The organism is Streptomyces sp. NPDC098101 (assembly GCF_044760185.1).
Lineage (GTDB): Bacteria > Actinomycetota > Actinomycetes > Streptomycetales > Streptomycetaceae > Streptomyces.
Window position 1 is genome coordinate 1,124,853 of the sequence record NZ_JBIWAS010000003.1, and the last position, 17,099, is coordinate 1,141,951.

9 protein-coding genes are annotated in these 17,099 nt (G+C 71.4%); 4 read left to right on the top strand and 5 right to left on the bottom strand.

The window, feature by feature from the left end; translation table 11 throughout:
* Nucleotides 1–159: 159 nt before the first annotated feature.
* Together treS and ACIQVI_RS18200 are read right to left on the bottom strand one after the other, a co-directional pair.
* Nucleotides 160–1,854, bottom strand: a complete 1,695-nt coding sequence (gene treS / locus ACIQVI_RS18195) for a maltose alpha-D-glucosyltransferase (protein ID WP_351971516.1) — start codon at nt 1,852–1,854, stop codon at nt 160–162.
* Nucleotides 1,851–3,836: an alpha-1,4-glucan--maltose-1-phosphate maltosyltransferase gene (locus ACIQVI_RS18200; protein ID WP_351971517.1), complete on the bottom strand. Its 1,986-nt coding sequence runs from the start codon at nt 3,834–3,836 to the stop codon at nt 1,851–1,853. The genes treS and ACIQVI_RS18200 overlap by 4 nt, the downstream gene beginning before the upstream one ends.
* A 448-nt stretch (nt 3,837–4,284) precedes the next feature.
* Here ACIQVI_RS18200 and glgP point away from each other — a divergent pair, with 448 nt between their 5' ends.
* The 4 genes from glgP to ACIQVI_RS18220 all read left to right on the top strand — a co-directional run bounded on the left by glgP (nt 4,285) and on the right by ACIQVI_RS18220 (nt 10,853).
* Entirely contained in the window at nt 4,285–6,849 is a 2,565-nt protein-coding gene (gene glgP, locus ACIQVI_RS18205) for an alpha-glucan family phosphorylase (RefSeq protein WP_403596612.1), read from the top strand.
* A gap of 367 nt (nt 6,850–7,216) precedes the next feature.
* Nucleotides 7,217–9,439: an FG-GAP repeat domain-containing protein gene (locus ACIQVI_RS18210; RefSeq protein ID WP_403596615.1), complete on the top strand. Its 2,223-nt coding sequence runs from the start codon at nt 7,217–7,219 to the stop codon at nt 9,437–9,439.
* Between the two features lie 14 nt (nt 9,440–9,453).
* Nucleotides 9,454–9,882: a transposase domain-containing protein gene (locus tag ACIQVI_RS18215; protein WP_403596618.1), complete on the top strand. Its 429-nt coding sequence runs from the start codon at nt 9,454–9,456 to the stop codon at nt 9,880–9,882.
* A gap of 47 nt (nt 9,883–9,929) precedes the next feature.
* Nucleotides 9,930–10,853, top strand: a complete 924-nt coding sequence (locus tag ACIQVI_RS18220; protein WP_403596621.1) for a serine hydrolase — start codon at nt 9,930–9,932, stop codon at nt 10,851–10,853.
* Nucleotides 10,854–10,948: 95 nt separating this feature from the next.
* On the opposite strand, the gene ACIQVI_RS18225 is transcribed toward ACIQVI_RS18220, so the two are convergent.
* From ACIQVI_RS18225 to ACIQVI_RS18235, 3 genes are all read right to left on the bottom strand, one after another.
* Nucleotides 10,949–12,976, bottom strand: a complete 2,028-nt coding sequence (locus tag ACIQVI_RS18225) for a M4 family metallopeptidase (protein WP_403596624.1) — start codon at nt 12,974–12,976, stop codon at nt 10,949–10,951.
* Nucleotides 12,977–13,441: 465 nt separating this feature from the next.
* Complete coding sequence (locus ACIQVI_RS18230) at nt 13,442–15,280, bottom strand: ABC transporter ATP-binding protein (protein ID WP_403596627.1); 1,839 nt, start codon at nt 15,278–15,280, stop codon at nt 13,442–13,444.
* Nucleotides 15,277–17,073, bottom strand: coding sequence for an ABC transporter ATP-binding protein (locus ACIQVI_RS18235; protein WP_403596630.1), 1,797 nt, complete (start codon nt 17,071–17,073; stop codon nt 15,277–15,279). Before ACIQVI_RS18235 ends, ACIQVI_RS18230 begins: the two co-directional genes overlap by 4 nt.
* Nucleotides 17,074–17,099 lie beyond the last annotated feature (26 nt).

A 17,099-nucleotide genomic window follows, 5' to 3' on the forward strand; every position in this document is an offset into this window, starting at 1 on the left:
GGCTTGGACTGTCCGGATGTGCGGGACGTGTCGGAAAGGGAAGATCCGTATGGGCCCGGGAAGAAGGCCCGTATGGACCTGAATCGTGTGTGGTTCACAGTGCCCCCGGCGGGACGGGCGAAACCGCCCCGCCGCGGACGTGGCCGAACCGTCGCGGTCTCAGGCCTTCTTGAGGCGGAACCAGTAGAACCCGTGTCCCGCGAGGGTCAGGAGGTACGGGAGTTGGCCGATGGCAGGAAACTTCACGCCACCGATCAGCTCCATGGGGTGCAGACCGGCGAAGCGCCGCAGGTCCAGCTCGGTCGGCTGCGCGAACCGCGAGAAGTTGTTCACGCACAGCACCAGGTCGTCGCCGTCCTCGCGGAGGAAGGCGAGCACCGCCGGATTCGACGCCGGGAGCTCCGTGTACGTCCCCGTGCCGAAGGCCCGGTTCTGCTTGCGGATCTCGATCATCCGCTTCGTCCAGTGCAGCAACGACGACGGCGAGGCCATGCCCGCCTCGACGTTGGTCACCTGGTAGCCGTGGACCGGGTCCATGATGGTCGGAAGGTACAGCCGGCCCGGGTCGCAGGAGGAGAAGCCGGCGTTCCGGTCGGGCGTCCACTGCATCGGGGTCCGCACCCCGTCCCGGTCGCCCAGCCAGATGTTGTCGCCCATGCCGATCTCGTCGCCGTAGTACAGCACCGGTGAGCCGGGCAGCGAGAAGAGCAGGGCGGTGAACAGCTCCATCTGGTTGCGGTCGTTGTCCAGGAGCGGGGCGAGGCGGCGCCGGATGCCGATGTTGGCCCGCATCCGCGGGTCCTTGGCGTACTCGGAGTACATGTAGTCGCGCTCTTCGTCCGTGACCATCTCGAGCGTCAGCTCGTCGTGGTTGCGCAGGAAGATGCCCCACTGGCAGCCGGAGGGGATCTCCGGGGTCTTCGCCAGGATCTCGGAGACCGGGTAGCGGGACTCGCGCCGCACGGCCATGAAGATCCGCGGCATGACCGGGAAGTGGAAGGCCATGTGGCACTCGTCGCCGCCCGACCGGAAGTCGCCGAAGTAGTCGACGACGTCCTCCGGCCACTGGTTGGCCTCGGCGAGCAGCACCGTGTCCGGGTAGTGCTCGTCGATCTCCTTGCGGACCCGCCGCAGGAAGGCGTGGGTGGCCGGGAGGTTCTCGCAGTTGGTCCCCTCCTCCTGGTACAGGTACGGCACCGCGTCGAGCCGGAAGCCGTCGATCCCCAGGTCCAGCCAGAACTTCAGCGCGGACAGGATCTCCTTCTGCACCGCCGGGTTCTCGTAGTTGAGGTCCGGCTGGTGGGAGAAGAACCGGTGCCAGTAGTACTGCTTGCGCACCGGGTCGAAGGTCCAGTTGGAGGTCTCCGTGTCGACGAAGATGATCCGGGCGTCCGGGTACTGCTTGTCGTCGTCGGCCCAGACGTAGTAGTCGCCGTACGGCCCGTCCGGATCGCGCCGCGACTCCTGGAACCACATGTGCTGGTCGCTGGTGTGGTTCATGACGAAGTCGATGATCACGCGCATACCGCGCTGGTGGGCCGCGTCCACGAACTCCACGAAGTCGGCCAGGTCGCCGAACTCCGGGAGCACGGACGTGTAGTCGGCCACGTCGTAGCCGCCGTCCCGCAGCGGGGACTTGAAGAACGGCGGAAGCCAGAGGCAGTCCACGCCCAGCCACTGGAGGTAGTCCAGTTTGGACGTGATGCCCTTCAGGTCGCCGACGCCGTCGCCGTTGCTGTCCTGGAAGGAGCGGACGAGGACCTCGTAGAACACGGCCCGCTTGAACCAGTCGGGATCACGGTCCTTGGCGGGGGTGTCCTCGAAGGTGTCGGGGACGGGCTCGTTGACAGTCATGAGGTGGGTGACCCTCCGGTCTGCGGGGACGGTCGCAGGGCCAGCACGTGCGCGGGCGTGACGCCCGGCTCTAGGCGCACGTAGTTGGCCCTGCCCCAGTGATAGGTCTCGCCGGTGAGCTCGTCGCGCACCGGCGCGGTCTCGTGCCAGTCGAGGCCGAGTTCCGGCATGTTCAACGAGACCGTCGCCTCCTGGGTGTGGTGCGGGTCGAGGTTGACGACCACCAGAACGGTGTTCGAACCGGAGCGCTTGCTGTACGCGATCACCTGCGGGTTGTCCACGTCGTGGAAGGTCAGGTTCCGCAGCCGGCGCAGCGCCGGGTGACGGCGCCTGATCCGGTTCAGGGTCGTGATCAGCGGGGTGATCGTCCGCCCCGCGCGCTCCGCCGACTCCCAGTCACGGGGCCGCAGTTCGTACTTCTCCGAGTCGAGGTACTCCTCGCTCCCCTCCCGCAGCGGGGCGCTCTCGCACAGCTCGTACCCGGCGTACATGCCCCAGGACGGCGAGAGCGTCGCCGCGAGCACCGCCCGCGCCTCGAACGCGGGCCGGCCGCCCTCCTGGAGGTAGCCGGGCAGGATGTCCGGGGTGTTCACCCACAGGTTCGGCCGCATCTGCGCGGCCGTGTCGCGGGACAGCTCCGTCAGGTACTCCGTCAGCTCCTCCTTGGTGTTGCGCCAGGTGAAGTACGTGTACGACTGCTGGAAGCCGATCGCGCCCAGGGTCCGCATCATCGCGGGCCGGGTGAACGCCTCCGCCAGGAAGATCACGTCCGGGTCGTCCTTGTTGACCGCCCCGATCACCCGCTCCCAGAACACCACCGGCTTGGTGTGCGGGTTGTCGACGCGGAAGATCCGGATCCCGTGGTCCATCCAGTGCCGCAGCACCCGCACGGTCTCCTCGACGATCCCGTCCATGTCCTTGTCGAAGGCGATGGGGTAGATGTCCTGGTACTTCTTCGGCGGGTTCTCCGCGTACGCGATCGAGCCGTCCGGGCGGTGGTGGAACCAGTCCGGGTGCTTCTCCACCCACGGGTGGTCCGGCGAGCACTGGAGCGCGAAGTCGAGCGCCACCTCCAGGCGCAGCTCCCGGGCCCGCGCCACGAAGGCGTCGAAGTCCTCGAAGGTGCCCAGGTCCGGGTGGAGCGCGTCGTGCCCGCCCTCCGGCGAACCGATCGCCCACGGCACGCCCACGTCGTTCGGCGACGCCGAAAGCGAGTTGTTGGGGCCCTTGCGGTGGGTCTCGCCGATCGGGTGCACCGGCGGCAGGTACAGCACGTCGAAGCCCATCGCCGCCACCGCCGGCAGCCGCTCGGCGGCCGTCCGGAAGTTCCCCGGGACCGTGCGCCCGTCGACCGTCCGCGCGCCCTCCGAACGCGGGAAGAACTCGTACCACGAGCCGTACAGGGCCCGCTCCCGCTCCACCTGGAGGGGGAACTTCGGCGAGGAGGTGAGCAGTTCGCGCAGCGGGTGGCGGTCCAGGGCCTCCACCACCCGGGGGGCGAGCGCCGCCGCGAGCCGCACGGCGGCGGGGCGGGACGGATCGCGCAGGGCGTCCGCCGCCGCGAGCACCGCCTCCCGGCCGCCGCCCTTCTTCGGGACGCCCTTCGCGGCCCGCTCGTACAGCTCGGCCCCCTCGGCGAGGACCAGTTCGGAGTCGATCCCGGCCGGGATCTTGATCTTCGCCGCGTGCCGCCAGGTGGCGACCGGGTCGCTCCAGGCCTCCACGGCGTACGTCCAGGAGCCCTCGGCGTCCGGGGTGACCTCGGCCCCCCACCGGTCGGTGCCCGGGGCCAGTTCGCGCATCGGGATCCAGGGGCCGGGGCGGCCCGAGGGGCCGCGCAGCACGACATTGGCGGCGACCGCGTCGTGCCCCTCGCGGAAGACGGTCGCCGTCACCTCGAAGGTCTCTCCGGCCACCGCCTTCGCGGGGCGCCGGCCGCAGTCGACCAGTGGGCGGACGTCCAGTACGGGAATGCGTCCCATGAGCGGATTCACAGCATCACCTGACGGGGGTACGGGGGTGCGGGTGGTGGTGCGCTCTTTCTAGCTCCGCCGACGGCCGGCGGGTCGGGGGCGTGCCCTCTCCCGTCCGCGTTCACCCGGACGGTCGATCCGAGGGGGTGAAAGGGGGTCAGGAAGGGGCGCGTGCCGGGCGTTACCGGAGGAGCCTTCCCATGGTGCACCCTCGGGCAATCCGGCGCTTTGTTAACTACCGGGTCGTAGCAAAACGGGCAAGGGCGGAAGTCGGACACGAAGCCGTCACCGTCCCGGTGGCATCGGGACGTTGCTCCCGCACGGCCCGTCACAGGGGTGTCCGTACCCGTCGTTTCCCGTTGCTCCGATCCGGTCGGGGCTACCATCGGAGCGGCACGCCGGACACACAGCGTGGTGCGTCCGCTCCGGTCCGTACTCGCCTGCGAAGGTGGAACACGTGAAGGCAATCCGTCGATTCACCGTGCGTCCCGTCCTCCCCGACACCCTTCGACCCCTCGCCGACCTGGCGCGCAACCTGCGCTGGTCCTGGCACGAGCCCACCCGGGCCCTCTTCGCGTCCCTCGCCGCCGCCGGGCCGGGCACCCCGCCCGGCACCGACCCCGTCCGGATCCTCGGCTCCCTCGAAGCCCCCCGGCTCGCCGCGCTCGCCGCCGACCAGGACTTCCTGGCCCGGCTCCGCGCCGCCGCCGAGGACCTCGACGCCTATCTGAACGCCCCCCGCTGGTACCAGGAGCGGTCCGGCGACCTGCCCGCCGCGATCGCCTACTTCTCGCCCGAGTTCGGCGTCGCCGCCGCCCTGCCCCAGTACTCCGGCGGCCTCGGGATCCTCGCCGGCGACCACCTCAAGGCCGCCAGCGACCTCGGCGTCCCCCTGATCGGCGTCGGACTCCTCTACCGGCACGGCTACTTCCGCCAGTCCCTCGGCAGGGACGGCTGGCAGCAGGAGCAGTACCCCGTCCTCGACCCCGGCGAGCTGCCCGTCACCCTGCTCCGCGAGCCCGACGGCACCCCCGCCCGCGTCACCCTCGCCCTGCCCGGCGGCCGCAGCCTGCACGCCCACCTCTGGACCGCCCAGGTCGGCCGCGTCCCGCTGCTCATGCTCGACTCCGACGTCGAGGAGAACGCCCCCGGCGAACGCGGCGTCACCGACCGCCTCTACGGCGGCGGCAGCGAGCACCGGCTCCTCCAGGAGATGCTCCTCGGCATCGGCGGCGTCCGCGCCGTCCGCGCCTACACCCGGCTCACCGGCCACCCCGTCCCCGAGGTCTTCCACACCAACGAGGGCCACGCCGGCTTCCTCGGCCTCGAACGCATCCGTGAACTCCAGGGCGAGGGCCACGACTTCGACAGCGCCCTGGAGACCGTCCGGGCCGGGACCGTCTTCACCACCCACACCCCCGTCCCGGCCGGCATCGACCGCTTCGACCGCGCCCTGGTCGCCCGCCACCTCGGCCAGGACGGCGCCCTGCCCGGCGTCGACACCGGCCGGGTCCTCGCCCTCGGCGACGAACTCCCCCTCGGCGGCGAACCCGGCGTCTTCAACATGGCCGCCATGGGCCTGCGCCTCGCCCAGCGCGCCAACGGCGTCTCCACCCTCCACGGCGCCGTCAGCCGCGCCATGTTCGCCGGACTATGGCCGGGATTCGACCCCGACGAAGTGCCGATCACCTCCATCACCAACGGCGTCCACGCCCCCACCTGGGTCGCCCCCGAGGTCGGCCCGCTCGGCCCCGACGCGAGCGACCGGGAGCTGTGGGACCTGCGCCGCACCCTGCGCGAACGGCTCGTGACCGACGTACGGGACCGGCTGCGGGCCTCCTGGCGGCAGCGCGGCGCGGCCGCCGCCGAACTCGGCTGGACCGACTCCGTCCTCGACCCCGACGTCCTCACCATCGGCTTCGCCCGCCGCGTCCCCTCGTACAAGCGGCTCACCCTGATGCTGCGCGACAAGGACCGGCTGCGGTCGCTGCTGCTCCACCCCGAGCGGCCCGTGCAGCTCGTCGTCGCCGGCAAGGCCCACCCCGCCGACGACGGCGGCAAGCGGCTCGTCCAGGAACTCGTCCGCTTCGCCGACGACCCCCGGGTCCGGCACCGGATCGTCTTCCTGCCCGACTACGGGATGGAGATGGCCCGCGGCCTCTACCCCGGCTGCGACGTCTGGCTCAACAACCCCCTCCGCCCCCTGGAGGCCTGCGGCACCAGCGGCATGAAGGCCGCCCTCAACGGCTGCCTCAACCTCTCCGTCCTCGACGGCTGGTGGGACGAGTGGTTCGAGCCCGACTTCGGCTGGGCCATCCCCACCGCCGACGGCGCGGCCGCCGCCGACGAGGAGCGCCGCGACGACCTGGAGGCCGCCGCCCTCTACGAGCTGATCGAGCGCCGGGTCGCCCCCCGCTTCTACGACCGGGGCGCCGACGGCGTCCCGTCCGGCTGGACGGCGATGGTCCGGCGCACCCTCACCGACCTCGGCCCCAAGGTCCTCGCCGACCGCATGGTCCGCGAGTACGTCGAGCGGCTCTACGCCCCCGCCGCCACCGCCCGCCGGGCGCTCACCCCGGACCGGGCCCGCGAGCTCGCCGCCTGGAAGGCCCGGGTCCGGGAGGCCTGGCCCAAGGTGACCGTCGACCACGTCGAGGTCGGCGACGGCCTCGCGGACGACGTGGCCGACGCGGAGCTGGGCGCGACCCCGGTCGTCCGGGTCCGGGTCGCCCTCGGCACCCTCGCCCCCGACGACGTCGAGGTCCAGGCCGTCACCGGCCGGGTCGACGCCGACGACACCCTCACGGCCCCCCGCACGGTCACCCTCAAGCCGGCGGGCGGCCCGGACCTGGAGGGCCGCCTTCCGTACGCGGGCACCCTGGAACTCGACCGCACCGGCTCCTTCGGCTGCACCGTCCGCGTCCTCCCCACCCACCCCCTCCTCGCCCACCCCTCCGAACTGGGCCTCGCGACCCTGCCGGAGGAGACGACGGGGGCGGGGGCGGGGGTGTTGTTGCGGTAGCGGTCCGTCGGATTCCCGAACCGTGGTGCCTCACTCCCGAGGCGCCACGGTTTTCAGGACCCGCCTCCGGACGGCTCCGTCACGGTGAGTCTGTCGGGGCCCCGGTCTCCGAGAAGGCGCCCCCGCCCGCTACGGGACGCGGGATGTGGACCGAGCCCCTCAGGACCGGGGCGTTTCCTCAGTCGTGCGAGGAGGCGCCATGCCTGCGACGGCAGGGTCGATGACGCGCTGGGGGCAAGAGCGAAGAAGTCTGCCCAGCAGGGTACTGACCCGCCCCCCGGTTTTTCGTACAACCATGCGACCCGCTCACGGGTCTGAGTCGGACACGACGATGTCGTGTCCGACTCAGACCCGTGGGGGCTTCACCTTGCAACTCCGTACCACCCGCAGCCGTCTCGCCACCGCTGTCACGGCCGTCCTCGCGGTCATCGCCCTCGGCGCCGGCACGCCGGCAACCGCCCCGGCCGCGTTCGCGACGACATCGGCCCCGTCCGAGCAGGCCGACGCCGCTCTGCCCGTCTACCCCGAGGGCTTCTATCTGGCGGGCGCGGGCACCAGCGGGTTCTTCACGTATGACTACGACAAAGTCAACCGCATCACGGACCTGGTCTGGACGCCGTACGACGGAGGAGCCTCCAAGCGGCTCCGGCATCCCAAGAAGGGCGGTTACGCCCTGGCGGGCAATGACGTGGCCGTCGTCGGCGATGACAGCTGGTCCGTGTCCATGCAGTCGATCACCTTGTGGAACATGGCCGACCCGGCGGCCCCGGGCGTGCACATCGACCTCGACGCACTGGACGGCGGCTACTTGGCCACACTGAGCCCTACGAGCGTGCTCGCGCAGATCTGGAAGGCGGACGACACGGCGGAGCTGGTCGTCGTGACCAAGAGCGGCGCCACGACGACCACCCGCAAGATGACGGGCCTGCCGACGGACGCCACCGACTTCAGCGCCTCGACGGTCCTCGGCGGCTCCGTTCTCGTCAGGTACGCGGCGGGGCCGCCGGAAGCGCGCACCGGCCACCGGGCCCTGATCGACGTGGCGGCCGGGACGGCGACCGAGACCTACTCCTCGGCCAAGTCCGGGTACAACGAAGACTCCGGCCACCTGACGTTCTCCGCCGCGCACGTGGCCTGGCTCGACCAGACGGACAGCAACTCGATCTATGTCACGTCCGTCGACCGAAAGACGGGCGAGGAGAAGAAGACCTTCCTGGGGCACGAGACCAACGAGTGGTACTACGAGCTGGTCGGCGACTGGCTGGTGTACGGCGCCTACTGGGCACCTGCCAAGGCCCTCTCCCTGACCAGCGGCGAGACCCGTGACCTCGGCGTAATGGCGTCGGAGTCGGCGCCCTCGGCCGACGGCAGCGCGGTGCTGAGGGGCAGCCGGGACGCCGACGGCGACGGGCTGTTCCGCGTCGCGGCCGGTCCGGACGGCATCCCGGCAGTCACCAAGGTCGCCGAGACGGGCCGGGTGATGCCCCCGCTGGAGATCCGGCAGGTGCACGCCTCCGGCACGGCGGACCTCGACAAGACCGCCGGCAAGGTGGCCCTGGGCTGGACGCTGTCGCGGGCCGACGCCTACCTGGACGTCACGCTCACGCACACCGCCACCGGCAAGGAGTTCACGAAGCGCTTGACCGCGCCGGCGTCCGGCACCCGGTTCTCCTTCACCTGGGACGGTGTCATCGGCGGCGTGGACGCCCCGAACGGCACGTACGCGGTGGAGGCCGAGGCGACGCTGCTCGACGGCGTCGGCGAGCCCGCCCGCCAGGGTTGGTCGATGGACGTCGTCCGCACGGCCGACCCGCACGACTACACCAACAACGGCTCCACCGACATCCTCGCCCGGGACGCCTCCGGCGTCCTGTGGCGCGACGACTTGCGGGACCGTCCGGTCAACGGCCAGGTCACGTCCGCCCAGCGCGCCAAGATCGGCGGGGGCTGGGGGATCTACAAGCAGATCGAGGCCGTCGGCAACGTCGGAGGTGCCGCCCCCGGCGATGTGATCGCGGTCGACGGCTCCGGCGTGCAGTGGCTCTACCTGGCCAAGGGCGACGGCACGTTCGCGCCGCGCGTGCAGGTCGGTACCGGCTGGCAGGTCTACAACAAGCTCACCGGCGGCTCCGACCTCGACGGCGACGGCCGTGCCGACCTGGTGGCCACGGACGGCGCCGGTGTCCTGTGGTTCTACAAGGGCACCGGCAACTACGCGAAGCCGTACGCGCCCCGGGTAAAGGTCGGCGGCGGCTGGCAGACCTACAACCACATCACCGCCGTCGGCAACATCGCCGGCACGGCCGCCGGAGACATGGTCGCCCGCGACACCTACGGCGTCCTCTGGCTCTACCAGGGCAACGGCCGCGGCGGCTTCTCCACCCGTGTGAAGGTCGGCGGCGGTTGGGGTGTCTTCTCCCAGTTCGTCGGCGCCGGTGACCTTGACAACGACGGGCGTCCGGACCTGATCGCGTACGGGGCGGGCGGCACGTACGTCTACCGGTCGACGGGCTCTTCCACCGCCCCCTTCAGCCGTCGGACGACATCGCTGTACACGGGCGAGGGCGCCAAGTTCAACAACGTGATCTGAGGCCCGCCGCCCGAATGCACAACAGGCCCTCGCCGGATCGACTCCGGCGGGGGCCTTCGCCGGCCCGTGCAGTCGCTTTTGAGCCGCGGAGATCGTCGCCCGGCGGGTGGCGGGACGCGGGTCAGTGTGTCCGGATCGGGATCCTGACGAAGGCGTTCACCGCTGAGCCGGTCGACGCGGCGATAGCCAAGCGCGAACGAGTCGAGCAGCGCCGTCGCCTGCTGTCGGCGCGGCTGGTCGTGTACTTCGCCCCGGTCCTTCGTCTCTTCGCCCGGGAGCCGTACGAGGAGGTACTGCGAGTGCCGACCAGCGGCGCACCCGGCGGCGGGCCCGGGCCCGCTCCCGCGCCGAGGTGGGCGCCCCGTGCGCCGTTCCGCGGTGACGTGGGATTCCGCTGTTTCGCTGGATTCGTACAACCATCCGCACGCTCAGGAGTCCTCTAGGGCGAATGCGCCGCAGGCGCGCTCGTTCCGTTTTCAGGGGGACTCTCATGACTCGCCGCATATCCCTGCGTGCCCGCGTGCTTCCGGCCGTGGTCGCCGCCGGGATTCTCGTGCCCGCCGTCGCGGGTGCCGCGCCCGCCTCCGCCGCCACGGCGCCGCAGGTCAGCTGTACGTCGGGCAAGGCCGGGCTCGCCGCCAAGCTGCAGAAGGACATCACCGCGGCCCTCGCCACGCGCACCGGCACCGTCGCCATCGGCCTGCGCGACCGCACCACGAACACCACCTGCACCCTGCGGGCCACGACCTCGTACGACTCGGCCAGCGTCGTGAAGGTGACCGTCCTCGCCGCGCTCCTCTGGGACGCCAAGAAGACCAACCGGTACCTGACCTCCCGCGAGTCCACCCTCGCCACCGCCATGATCACCAAGTCCGACAACGCGGCCACCACCTCGCTGTGGAACCAGCTCGGCGTCGCCAAGGTGAAGGGCTTCCTGACCGCCGCCGGAATGACGCGGACGGTGCCGGGATCCGGCGGCTACTGGGGACTCACCCAGATCAACGTCACCGACGAGCAGCGGCTGCTCTCGCTGATCGGCGCCAAGAACTCCGTCCTCAGCGACAACGCCCGCGCCTACATCCTCAGGCTCATGAAGAACGTCGTCAGCTCGCAGAAGTGGGGCACCCCGGCCGGCGCGCCCTCCACCGTCTCCGCGCACGTCAAGAACGGCTGGCTCCAGCGCGCCACGCGCGGCTGGCGCGTGCACAGCATCGGCACGTTCCAGGGCGGCGGCCACGACTACACCGTCACCGTGCTCACCGACGGCAACAGCACGATGAACTACGGCGTGACCACGATCCAGGCCGTGGCCAAGGCGATCCACCGGGACCTGACCCCGACCGCGCCCGCCGCGTCCCGCTACACGCCGACCGCCACGCCCCAGGAGGCGTACGTCGCGGTGCCCCGGGGCTGACCCTTCCGGCCGTGGCAAACGCGCGGACGCCCCGGGGGTTTCCCCCCGGGGCGTCCATTGCTTCGTTTACTTCGTTCCGGCCTTCCCCGTGACGGTTACGGGAAGGTCAGCTTGAAGGCGTTGATGTAGCCGACATCGGCCGCAGCCTTGTCCTGGACGCGGAGCTTCCAGGCACCGTTGGCGACCTCCGAGGAGGCGTTGACGGTGTAGGTCTGGACGATGTTGTCGGCGCTGCCGCCGCTGCGGTTGTGCAGGTTGTAGACCGAGCCGTCCGGAGCGACGAGGTCGACGATCAGGTCGCCCTTGTAGGTGTGGACGATGTCCACGCCGACGGCCAGGTTGCTGGGGGCGTTGCCGGTGACGCCGGTGACGTTGACCGTCGAGGTGACCGCGGCGCCGTTGTCCGGGATGGACACGTCGGCGGTGTTCTCGAAGACCTTGCCACCGGGGTTGCCGCCGCCGGGACGGGCGCCGACGTTGATGGCGGCCCAGGCGTTCTCGACGGCCGTCACCTCGGGGCTGGTGGCCCCGTAGAGCGCCTTCGCCACGTCGACCGTGCCCGTGCGGGCCGCGGCGTAGTTGGTGTTCGAGCCGAACTTGGTGGTGAGCGCCTTGAACCAGATCAGCGCGGCCTTGTCCCGGCCGATGCCCGTGACGGGCAGGCCGTCCGAGGTCGGCGAGTCGTAGCTCACGCCGTTGATCGTCTTGGCGCCGCTGCCCTCGGAGAGCAGGTAGAACCAGTGGTTCGCCGGGCCCGAGGAGTAGTGGACGTCGATCGAGCCGATGCCCGAGTACCAGGCGTCCTTGGACGAGCCGTCCTTGCTCGGCTTGTCCATGTAGCGCAGCGGGGTGCCGTTGCCGCGGATGTCGATCTTCTCGCCGACCAGGTAGTCGCCCTGGTCCTGGGCGTTGTTGGCGTAGAACTCGACCGCCGCCGCGAAGATGTCCGAGGTGGCCTCGTTGAGGCCGCCGGACTCACCGCTGTAGACGAGCTTGGCCGTGACCGAGGTCAGACCGTGCGTCATCTCGTGCGCGGCCACGTCGATCGAGGTCAGCGGCTTGGCGTTGCCCGCGCCGTCGCCGTACGTCATGCAGAAGCAGGAGTCCTGCCAGAAGGCGTTGACGTACGCGTTGCCGTAGTGGACCCGGGAGTACGCGCCGACGCCGTCACCGCGGATGCCGGTGCGGCCGTGCACGTTCTTGTAGTAGTCCCAGGTGAGCGCGGCGCCGTAGTGCGCGTCGGCGCCCGCGGTCTCCTTGTTGGACGGGTTGCCGTTGCCCCACACGTCGGTGGAGTTGGTGAACAGCGTTCCCGTGCCGGAGCTGCCGCCGTTGAGGTTGTACGTCTTGTGGTTGCCGCGGCCCGTGTCCGTCAGCGTGTACGAGGGCGCGGTGCCGAGCGTCACCTGGCCGCTGTACTGCGTGTTGCCGGTGCCCGTCTCGACGGCCTGCCACTCGTAGAGCTTCGCGCCCGTCTTGGCGTCCGTGACGACGTGCAGCTCGTTCGGGGTGCCGTCGTGCTGGAGGCCGCCGACCACGGTCTCGTACGCGAGGACCGGGGAGCCCTCGGCGAGCCAGACGACCTTGCGCGGGGCGCGGCTGGCGGCGGTCTTCTCGGAGCCGTCCGCCTGGGCGAGGCCGACGGCCTGCTTCTCGGCGGCCGCCGGGGCGACCTTGGCGGTCGTGTCGACGTTCTTCAGCTCCGCGCGGACCGCCTTGGTGACGCTCTGCCGGGCGCCGGCCTTCGTCTCCTCGACGATCAGGTCGCCGCCGAGGACGGGCAGCCCCGCGTAGGTCCGCTCGTAGCGGGTGTGGGTCGTGCCGTCGCGGTCCTGGACGACGTCGCGGACGACCAGCTTCTCCTCGGCGCCGAGGCCGAGGGACTTGGCCGTGGCGGCCTTGTCGGCGTCGGCCGCCTTGATGAGCGCGGTGCGCTCGGCGGGGGTGAGGTCGGCCGGGAGCTTGCCGGGGTTCGCCGAGGTGCCCTGCTGGGCCTTGGGGGCGGCGCTGAACGGGGTGTCCGCCGCGGTGGCGGCGCCCGTCTGGACGCTGACGGCGATCATGGCGGCGGCGGCTATCAGGGCGCCGGTCGCGGTGGCACGACGGCTGGGCGTGGATCTCACGCGGACTCCTTTTGCGAGGGGGGTACCGGCGGGCTTGGGTGAGTCCGTCGGGCAGAGCAAGGAGAGCGGTTGAGCACGTTCGGGTGACGCCGGGAACTTTCGTTCGGGGAGCCGGGGAGAGAGTGGCAGGGATGACGGGGACCTGTCAGGAGTGCGGCCGGAAGTTGGCCAGAAATCGTCCGCTGCTGGTACGGGCGCGTTCGTTAAGCGGACGTTTCGTGAGGTGTGGGGTGGGCGATGGGTCGTGTTCGGCTGGAGGCGCGTTTTTGCCCGTGGGGTTGGGCGGTGGGGCTTGCTCCGGTTTTTCGGGGGCGTGGGGGCCGTTCCGGGGGCCGCGTTCGGGACTGCATGATTTACGGCGCCTGCGGGTCCCGGCGGAGTGACCGGTTCTCATGCGCCACAAATCACGCTCTACGTCCCGAACACGACCCCCTCCACGGCCCCCACTCACGTATGCGGTCCTTCTCAGCCCACCAAGCTGTCCCGCCACGCCTGGTGCAGGCCCGCGTAGTGGCCGTCGCCCGTCACCAGGGTCGACGGGGGGCCGTCCTCGACGATCCGGCCCGACTCCATCACCAGGACCCGGTCCGCCACCTCGACCGTCGACAGGCGGTGGGCGATGACCACCGCCGTACGGCCCTTCAGGACCGTGTCCATGGCCTGCTGGACCGCCCTCTCGCCCGGTACGTCCAGGGAGCTCGTCGCCTCGTCCAGGATCAGGACCGCCGGGTCCGCCAGGAGCGCCCGCGCGAAGGCCACCAGTTGGCGCTGGCCCGCCGAGATCCGGCCGCCGCGCTTGCGCACGTCCGTGTCGTAGCCCTCGGGCAGGCCTTCGATGAAGTCGTGGGCGCCGATGGCCTTCGCCGCCTCCTCGATCTCCGCGCGGGTCGCGTCCGGGCGGCCGATCGCGATGTTCTCCGCCACCGTGCCCGAGAAGAGGAACGCCTCCTGGGTGACCATGACGATTCCCCGGCGGAGATCGGGAGTGGTGAGGTGGCGGAGGTCGATGCCGTCGAGGAGGACTCGGCCCTCCGTCGGGTCGTAGAAGCGGGCCAGGAGTTTGGCCAGGGTCGATTTGCCCGCGCCTGTCGCTCCCACTACGGCCACCGTTTGGCCGGCCGGGATCCTCAGGGCGAAGGTCGGGAGGACCTCGCCTCCCGTGCGGTACGCGAACCTCACGTCGTCGAAGACCACCTCCCGGCCCGGAGCGCCCTCGCGGTGGGGGAGTTCCCGGGGCGTCGTCGTCTCCGGGACGCCCGGCTCCTGGGCCAGCAGGCCCGCGATCTTGGCCAGGGACGCCGCCGCCGACTCGTACGAGTTGAGGAACATGCCCAGCCGGTCGATCGGGTCGTACAGGCGCCGCATGTAGAGGACCGCCGCCGCCAGGACGCCCAGTTCCAGGGAGCCCTCCGCCACGCGGTACGCGCCCCAGAGGCACATTCCGGCCACCGCCGTGTTCGCGACGAGGCGCGAACCGGTCACGTAGCGGGCCATTTCGAGGAGCGCGTCGCCGTTGCTCCGTTCGTGGCGGTGGTTGAGGGCCGCGAACTCCGTGTCGTTGGTCTGTTCGCGGCGGAAGGCGCGGACCGGGCGGATGCCGTTCATCGTCTCCGCGAACTTCACGATCACGCCCGCGATCGCGGTGGACCGCTCGCCGTACACCCGGCCCGCGCGGCGGCGGTAGAGCTGCACCAGGAGGTAGAGGGGGACGAACGAGGCCGTCGCCACCGCGCCGATGCCCAGGTCCAGCCAGAGGAGGACCAGGGTGATCGAGAGGAAGGAGAGGACCACGCCGATGAGTTCCTGGAGGCCCTCCGAGAGGAGTTCGCGCAGGGACTCCACGTCCGTGGTGGAGCGGGAGATCAGCCGGCCCGAGGTGTAGCGCTCGTGGAAGTCGACGCTGAGGATCTGCGCGTGGCGGAAGATCCGGCCGCGCAGGTCCAGGAGGACGTCCTGGTTGACGCGGGCCGCTCCCCGGACGAAGGCGTACTGGAGGAGGCCCGAGAGGACCGCGCAGAGGAGGTAGCCGAGGGCCACGGCGATCACCGGGCCGTGGTCGCCCGCGCGGAAGGCCGGGACGCCGCGGTCGATGGCGTACGCGACGAGCAGCGGGCCCGCCTGGACCGCGGCCTCCTTGACCAGGAGGACGAGCGCGGCGACCGCGACCCGTGCGCGGTGCGCGGACAGGAGGGAGCGGAGCAGGGCGCCCGTCGCGCCCGGGGACGCGGGCAGGTCGTCGCGGTCGAAGGGGTCCGGCTCGTCCGGCGCGGGGGCGGGCGGTTTCGTGAGCGTGGTGTCCGTCATCGCCGTTCCTCCCCGCCCGACATCAGCCAGGCGTACTCCTCGTTGCTCCGCAGCAGTTCCTGGTGGGTGCCCACGGCCGTGATCCGGCCCCCGGACAGCAGCGCGACCCGGTCGGCCAGCATCACCGTCGACGGGCGGTGCGCCACCACCAGGGCCGTCGTCTCCCGCAGCACCTCCCGCAGGGCCGCCTCCACCCGGGCCTCCGTGTGCACGTCCAGGGCGGAGAGGGGGTCGTCGAGGACGAGGAAGCGGGGGCGGCCGACCACCGCGCGGGCCAGGGCGAGCCGCTGCCGCTGGCCGCCCGACAGGCTCAGGCCCTGCTCGCCGACCCGGGTCGCGGCGGCCTCGGGCAGCCGGTCCACGAAGCCGTCCGCCTGGGCCACGGCGAGGGCGCGCCGCAGTTCCGGTTCGCCGGCCGTGCCGTCGGCTCCCATCAGGACGTTCTCGCCGACGGACGCGGAGAACAGGGTGGGCTCCTCGAAGGCCATCGACACCAGGGAGCGGAGGCGGTCGCGCTCCATCAGGGCGATGTCCTCGCCGTCGAGCAGGATCCGGCCGCCCGTCGTCTCGTGCAGGCGCGGTACGAGGGCGGTCAGGGTCGTTTTGCCGGAGCCCGTGCCGCCGACCAGGGCCAGGGTCTCGCCGGGGCGGATGTGCAGGTCGACGCCGTCCAGGACCGGCGGGGCGTCGTCGGGGGCGTCCGGGTAGCGGAAGGTGACGTTCTCGAAGCGGACCCCGTCCGGGCCGTCGGTGCGCGGGGCCCCGGGGACGGCGGTGTCCGGTTCCTCCTCGGCGTCCATCACCTCGAAGTACCGCTCCGTCGCCGTCGCCGCCTCCTGGCTCATCGCGAGCAGGAAGCCGATCGACTCCACCGGCCAGCGCAGCGCGAGCGCCGTCGACAGGAACGCGACGAGCGTGCCCGCCGACAGGTCGCCGTCCGCGACCTGCACCGTGCCGAGGACGAGCGCCGCGCCGATGGCCAGTTCCGGTACGACCGTGATGACCGCCCAGATCATGGCGAGCAGCCGGGCCTTGACGAGCTCCGTGCCCCGCAGGCGCTCGGAGAGCTCGCGGAAGGCGCGCGCCTGGCTGCGGTGCCGGCCGAAGCCCTTGACGATCCGGATGCCGAGGACGCTCTCCTCCACGACCGTCGTCAGATCGCCCACCTGGTCCTGGGCCCGGCGCGCCACCAGGCCGTAGCGGCCCTCGAAGAGCGAGCAGACGACCACCAGCGGCAGCACCGGGGTCAGCAGCACCAGGCCGAGGGACCAGTCCTGGGAGAGCAGCAGCACGTACCCGGCGAGGATCGTCACGCCGTTGACCAGCAGGAAGGTCAGCGGGAAGGCGAGGAACATCCGGACCAGCATCAGGTCCGTCGTCCCGCGCGACAGGAGCTGGCCCGACGCCCACCGGTCGTGGAAGGCGATCGGCAGCCGCTGGAGCCTGCCGTACAGGTCCGACCGCATCCGGGCCTCCACCCCGGCGAGCGGCCGCGCCACCAGCCACCGCCGGAAGCCGAAGAGCACCGCCTCCGCGATGCCGAGCAGCAGCAGGTACAGCGCCCCGAGCCACACGCCCCCGGGGTCCCGGTCCGCCACGGGCCCGTCCACCAGCCACTTCAGGACCAGGGGGATGACGAGCGACAGACAGGAGGCGACGATCGCCACGAAGGCGGCCGTGAACAGCCGCCCCCGCACGGGTCGTACGTACGGCCACAGGCGGAGCAGTACGCGCACCGCCGACCGGTCGGCGGTCTCCGCCGGGTTCGCTGGGGGCAAGGGGTTCTCGGGCATCAGGTCCGACCTTACGGTTCGCCACT

Excerpts from the sequence above, each read along its gene's own strand:
- treS (WP_351971516.1), bottom strand. The coding sequence starts at position 1,854 with ATGACTGTCAACGAGCCCGTCCCCGACACCTTCGAGGACACCCCCGCC.
- ACIQVI_RS18200 (WP_351971517.1), bottom strand. The coding sequence starts at position 3,836 with ATGGGACGCATTCCCGTACTGGACGTCCGCCCACTGGTCGACTGCGGC.
- ACIQVI_RS18215 (WP_403596618.1), top strand. The coding sequence starts at position 9,454 with ATGCACAACAGGCCCTCGCCGGATCGACTCCGGCGGGGGCCTTCGCCG.
- ACIQVI_RS18220 (WP_403596621.1), top strand. The coding sequence starts at position 9,930 with ATGACTCGCCGCATATCCCTGCGTGCCCGCGTGCTTCCGGCCGTGGTC.
- ACIQVI_RS18230 (WP_403596627.1), bottom strand. The coding sequence starts at position 15,280 with ATGACGGACACCACGCTCACGAAACCGCCCGCCCCCGCGCCGGACGAG.
- ACIQVI_RS18235 (WP_403596630.1), bottom strand. The coding sequence starts at position 17,073 with ATGCCCGAGAACCCCTTGCCCCCAGCGAACCCGGCGGAGACCGCCGAC.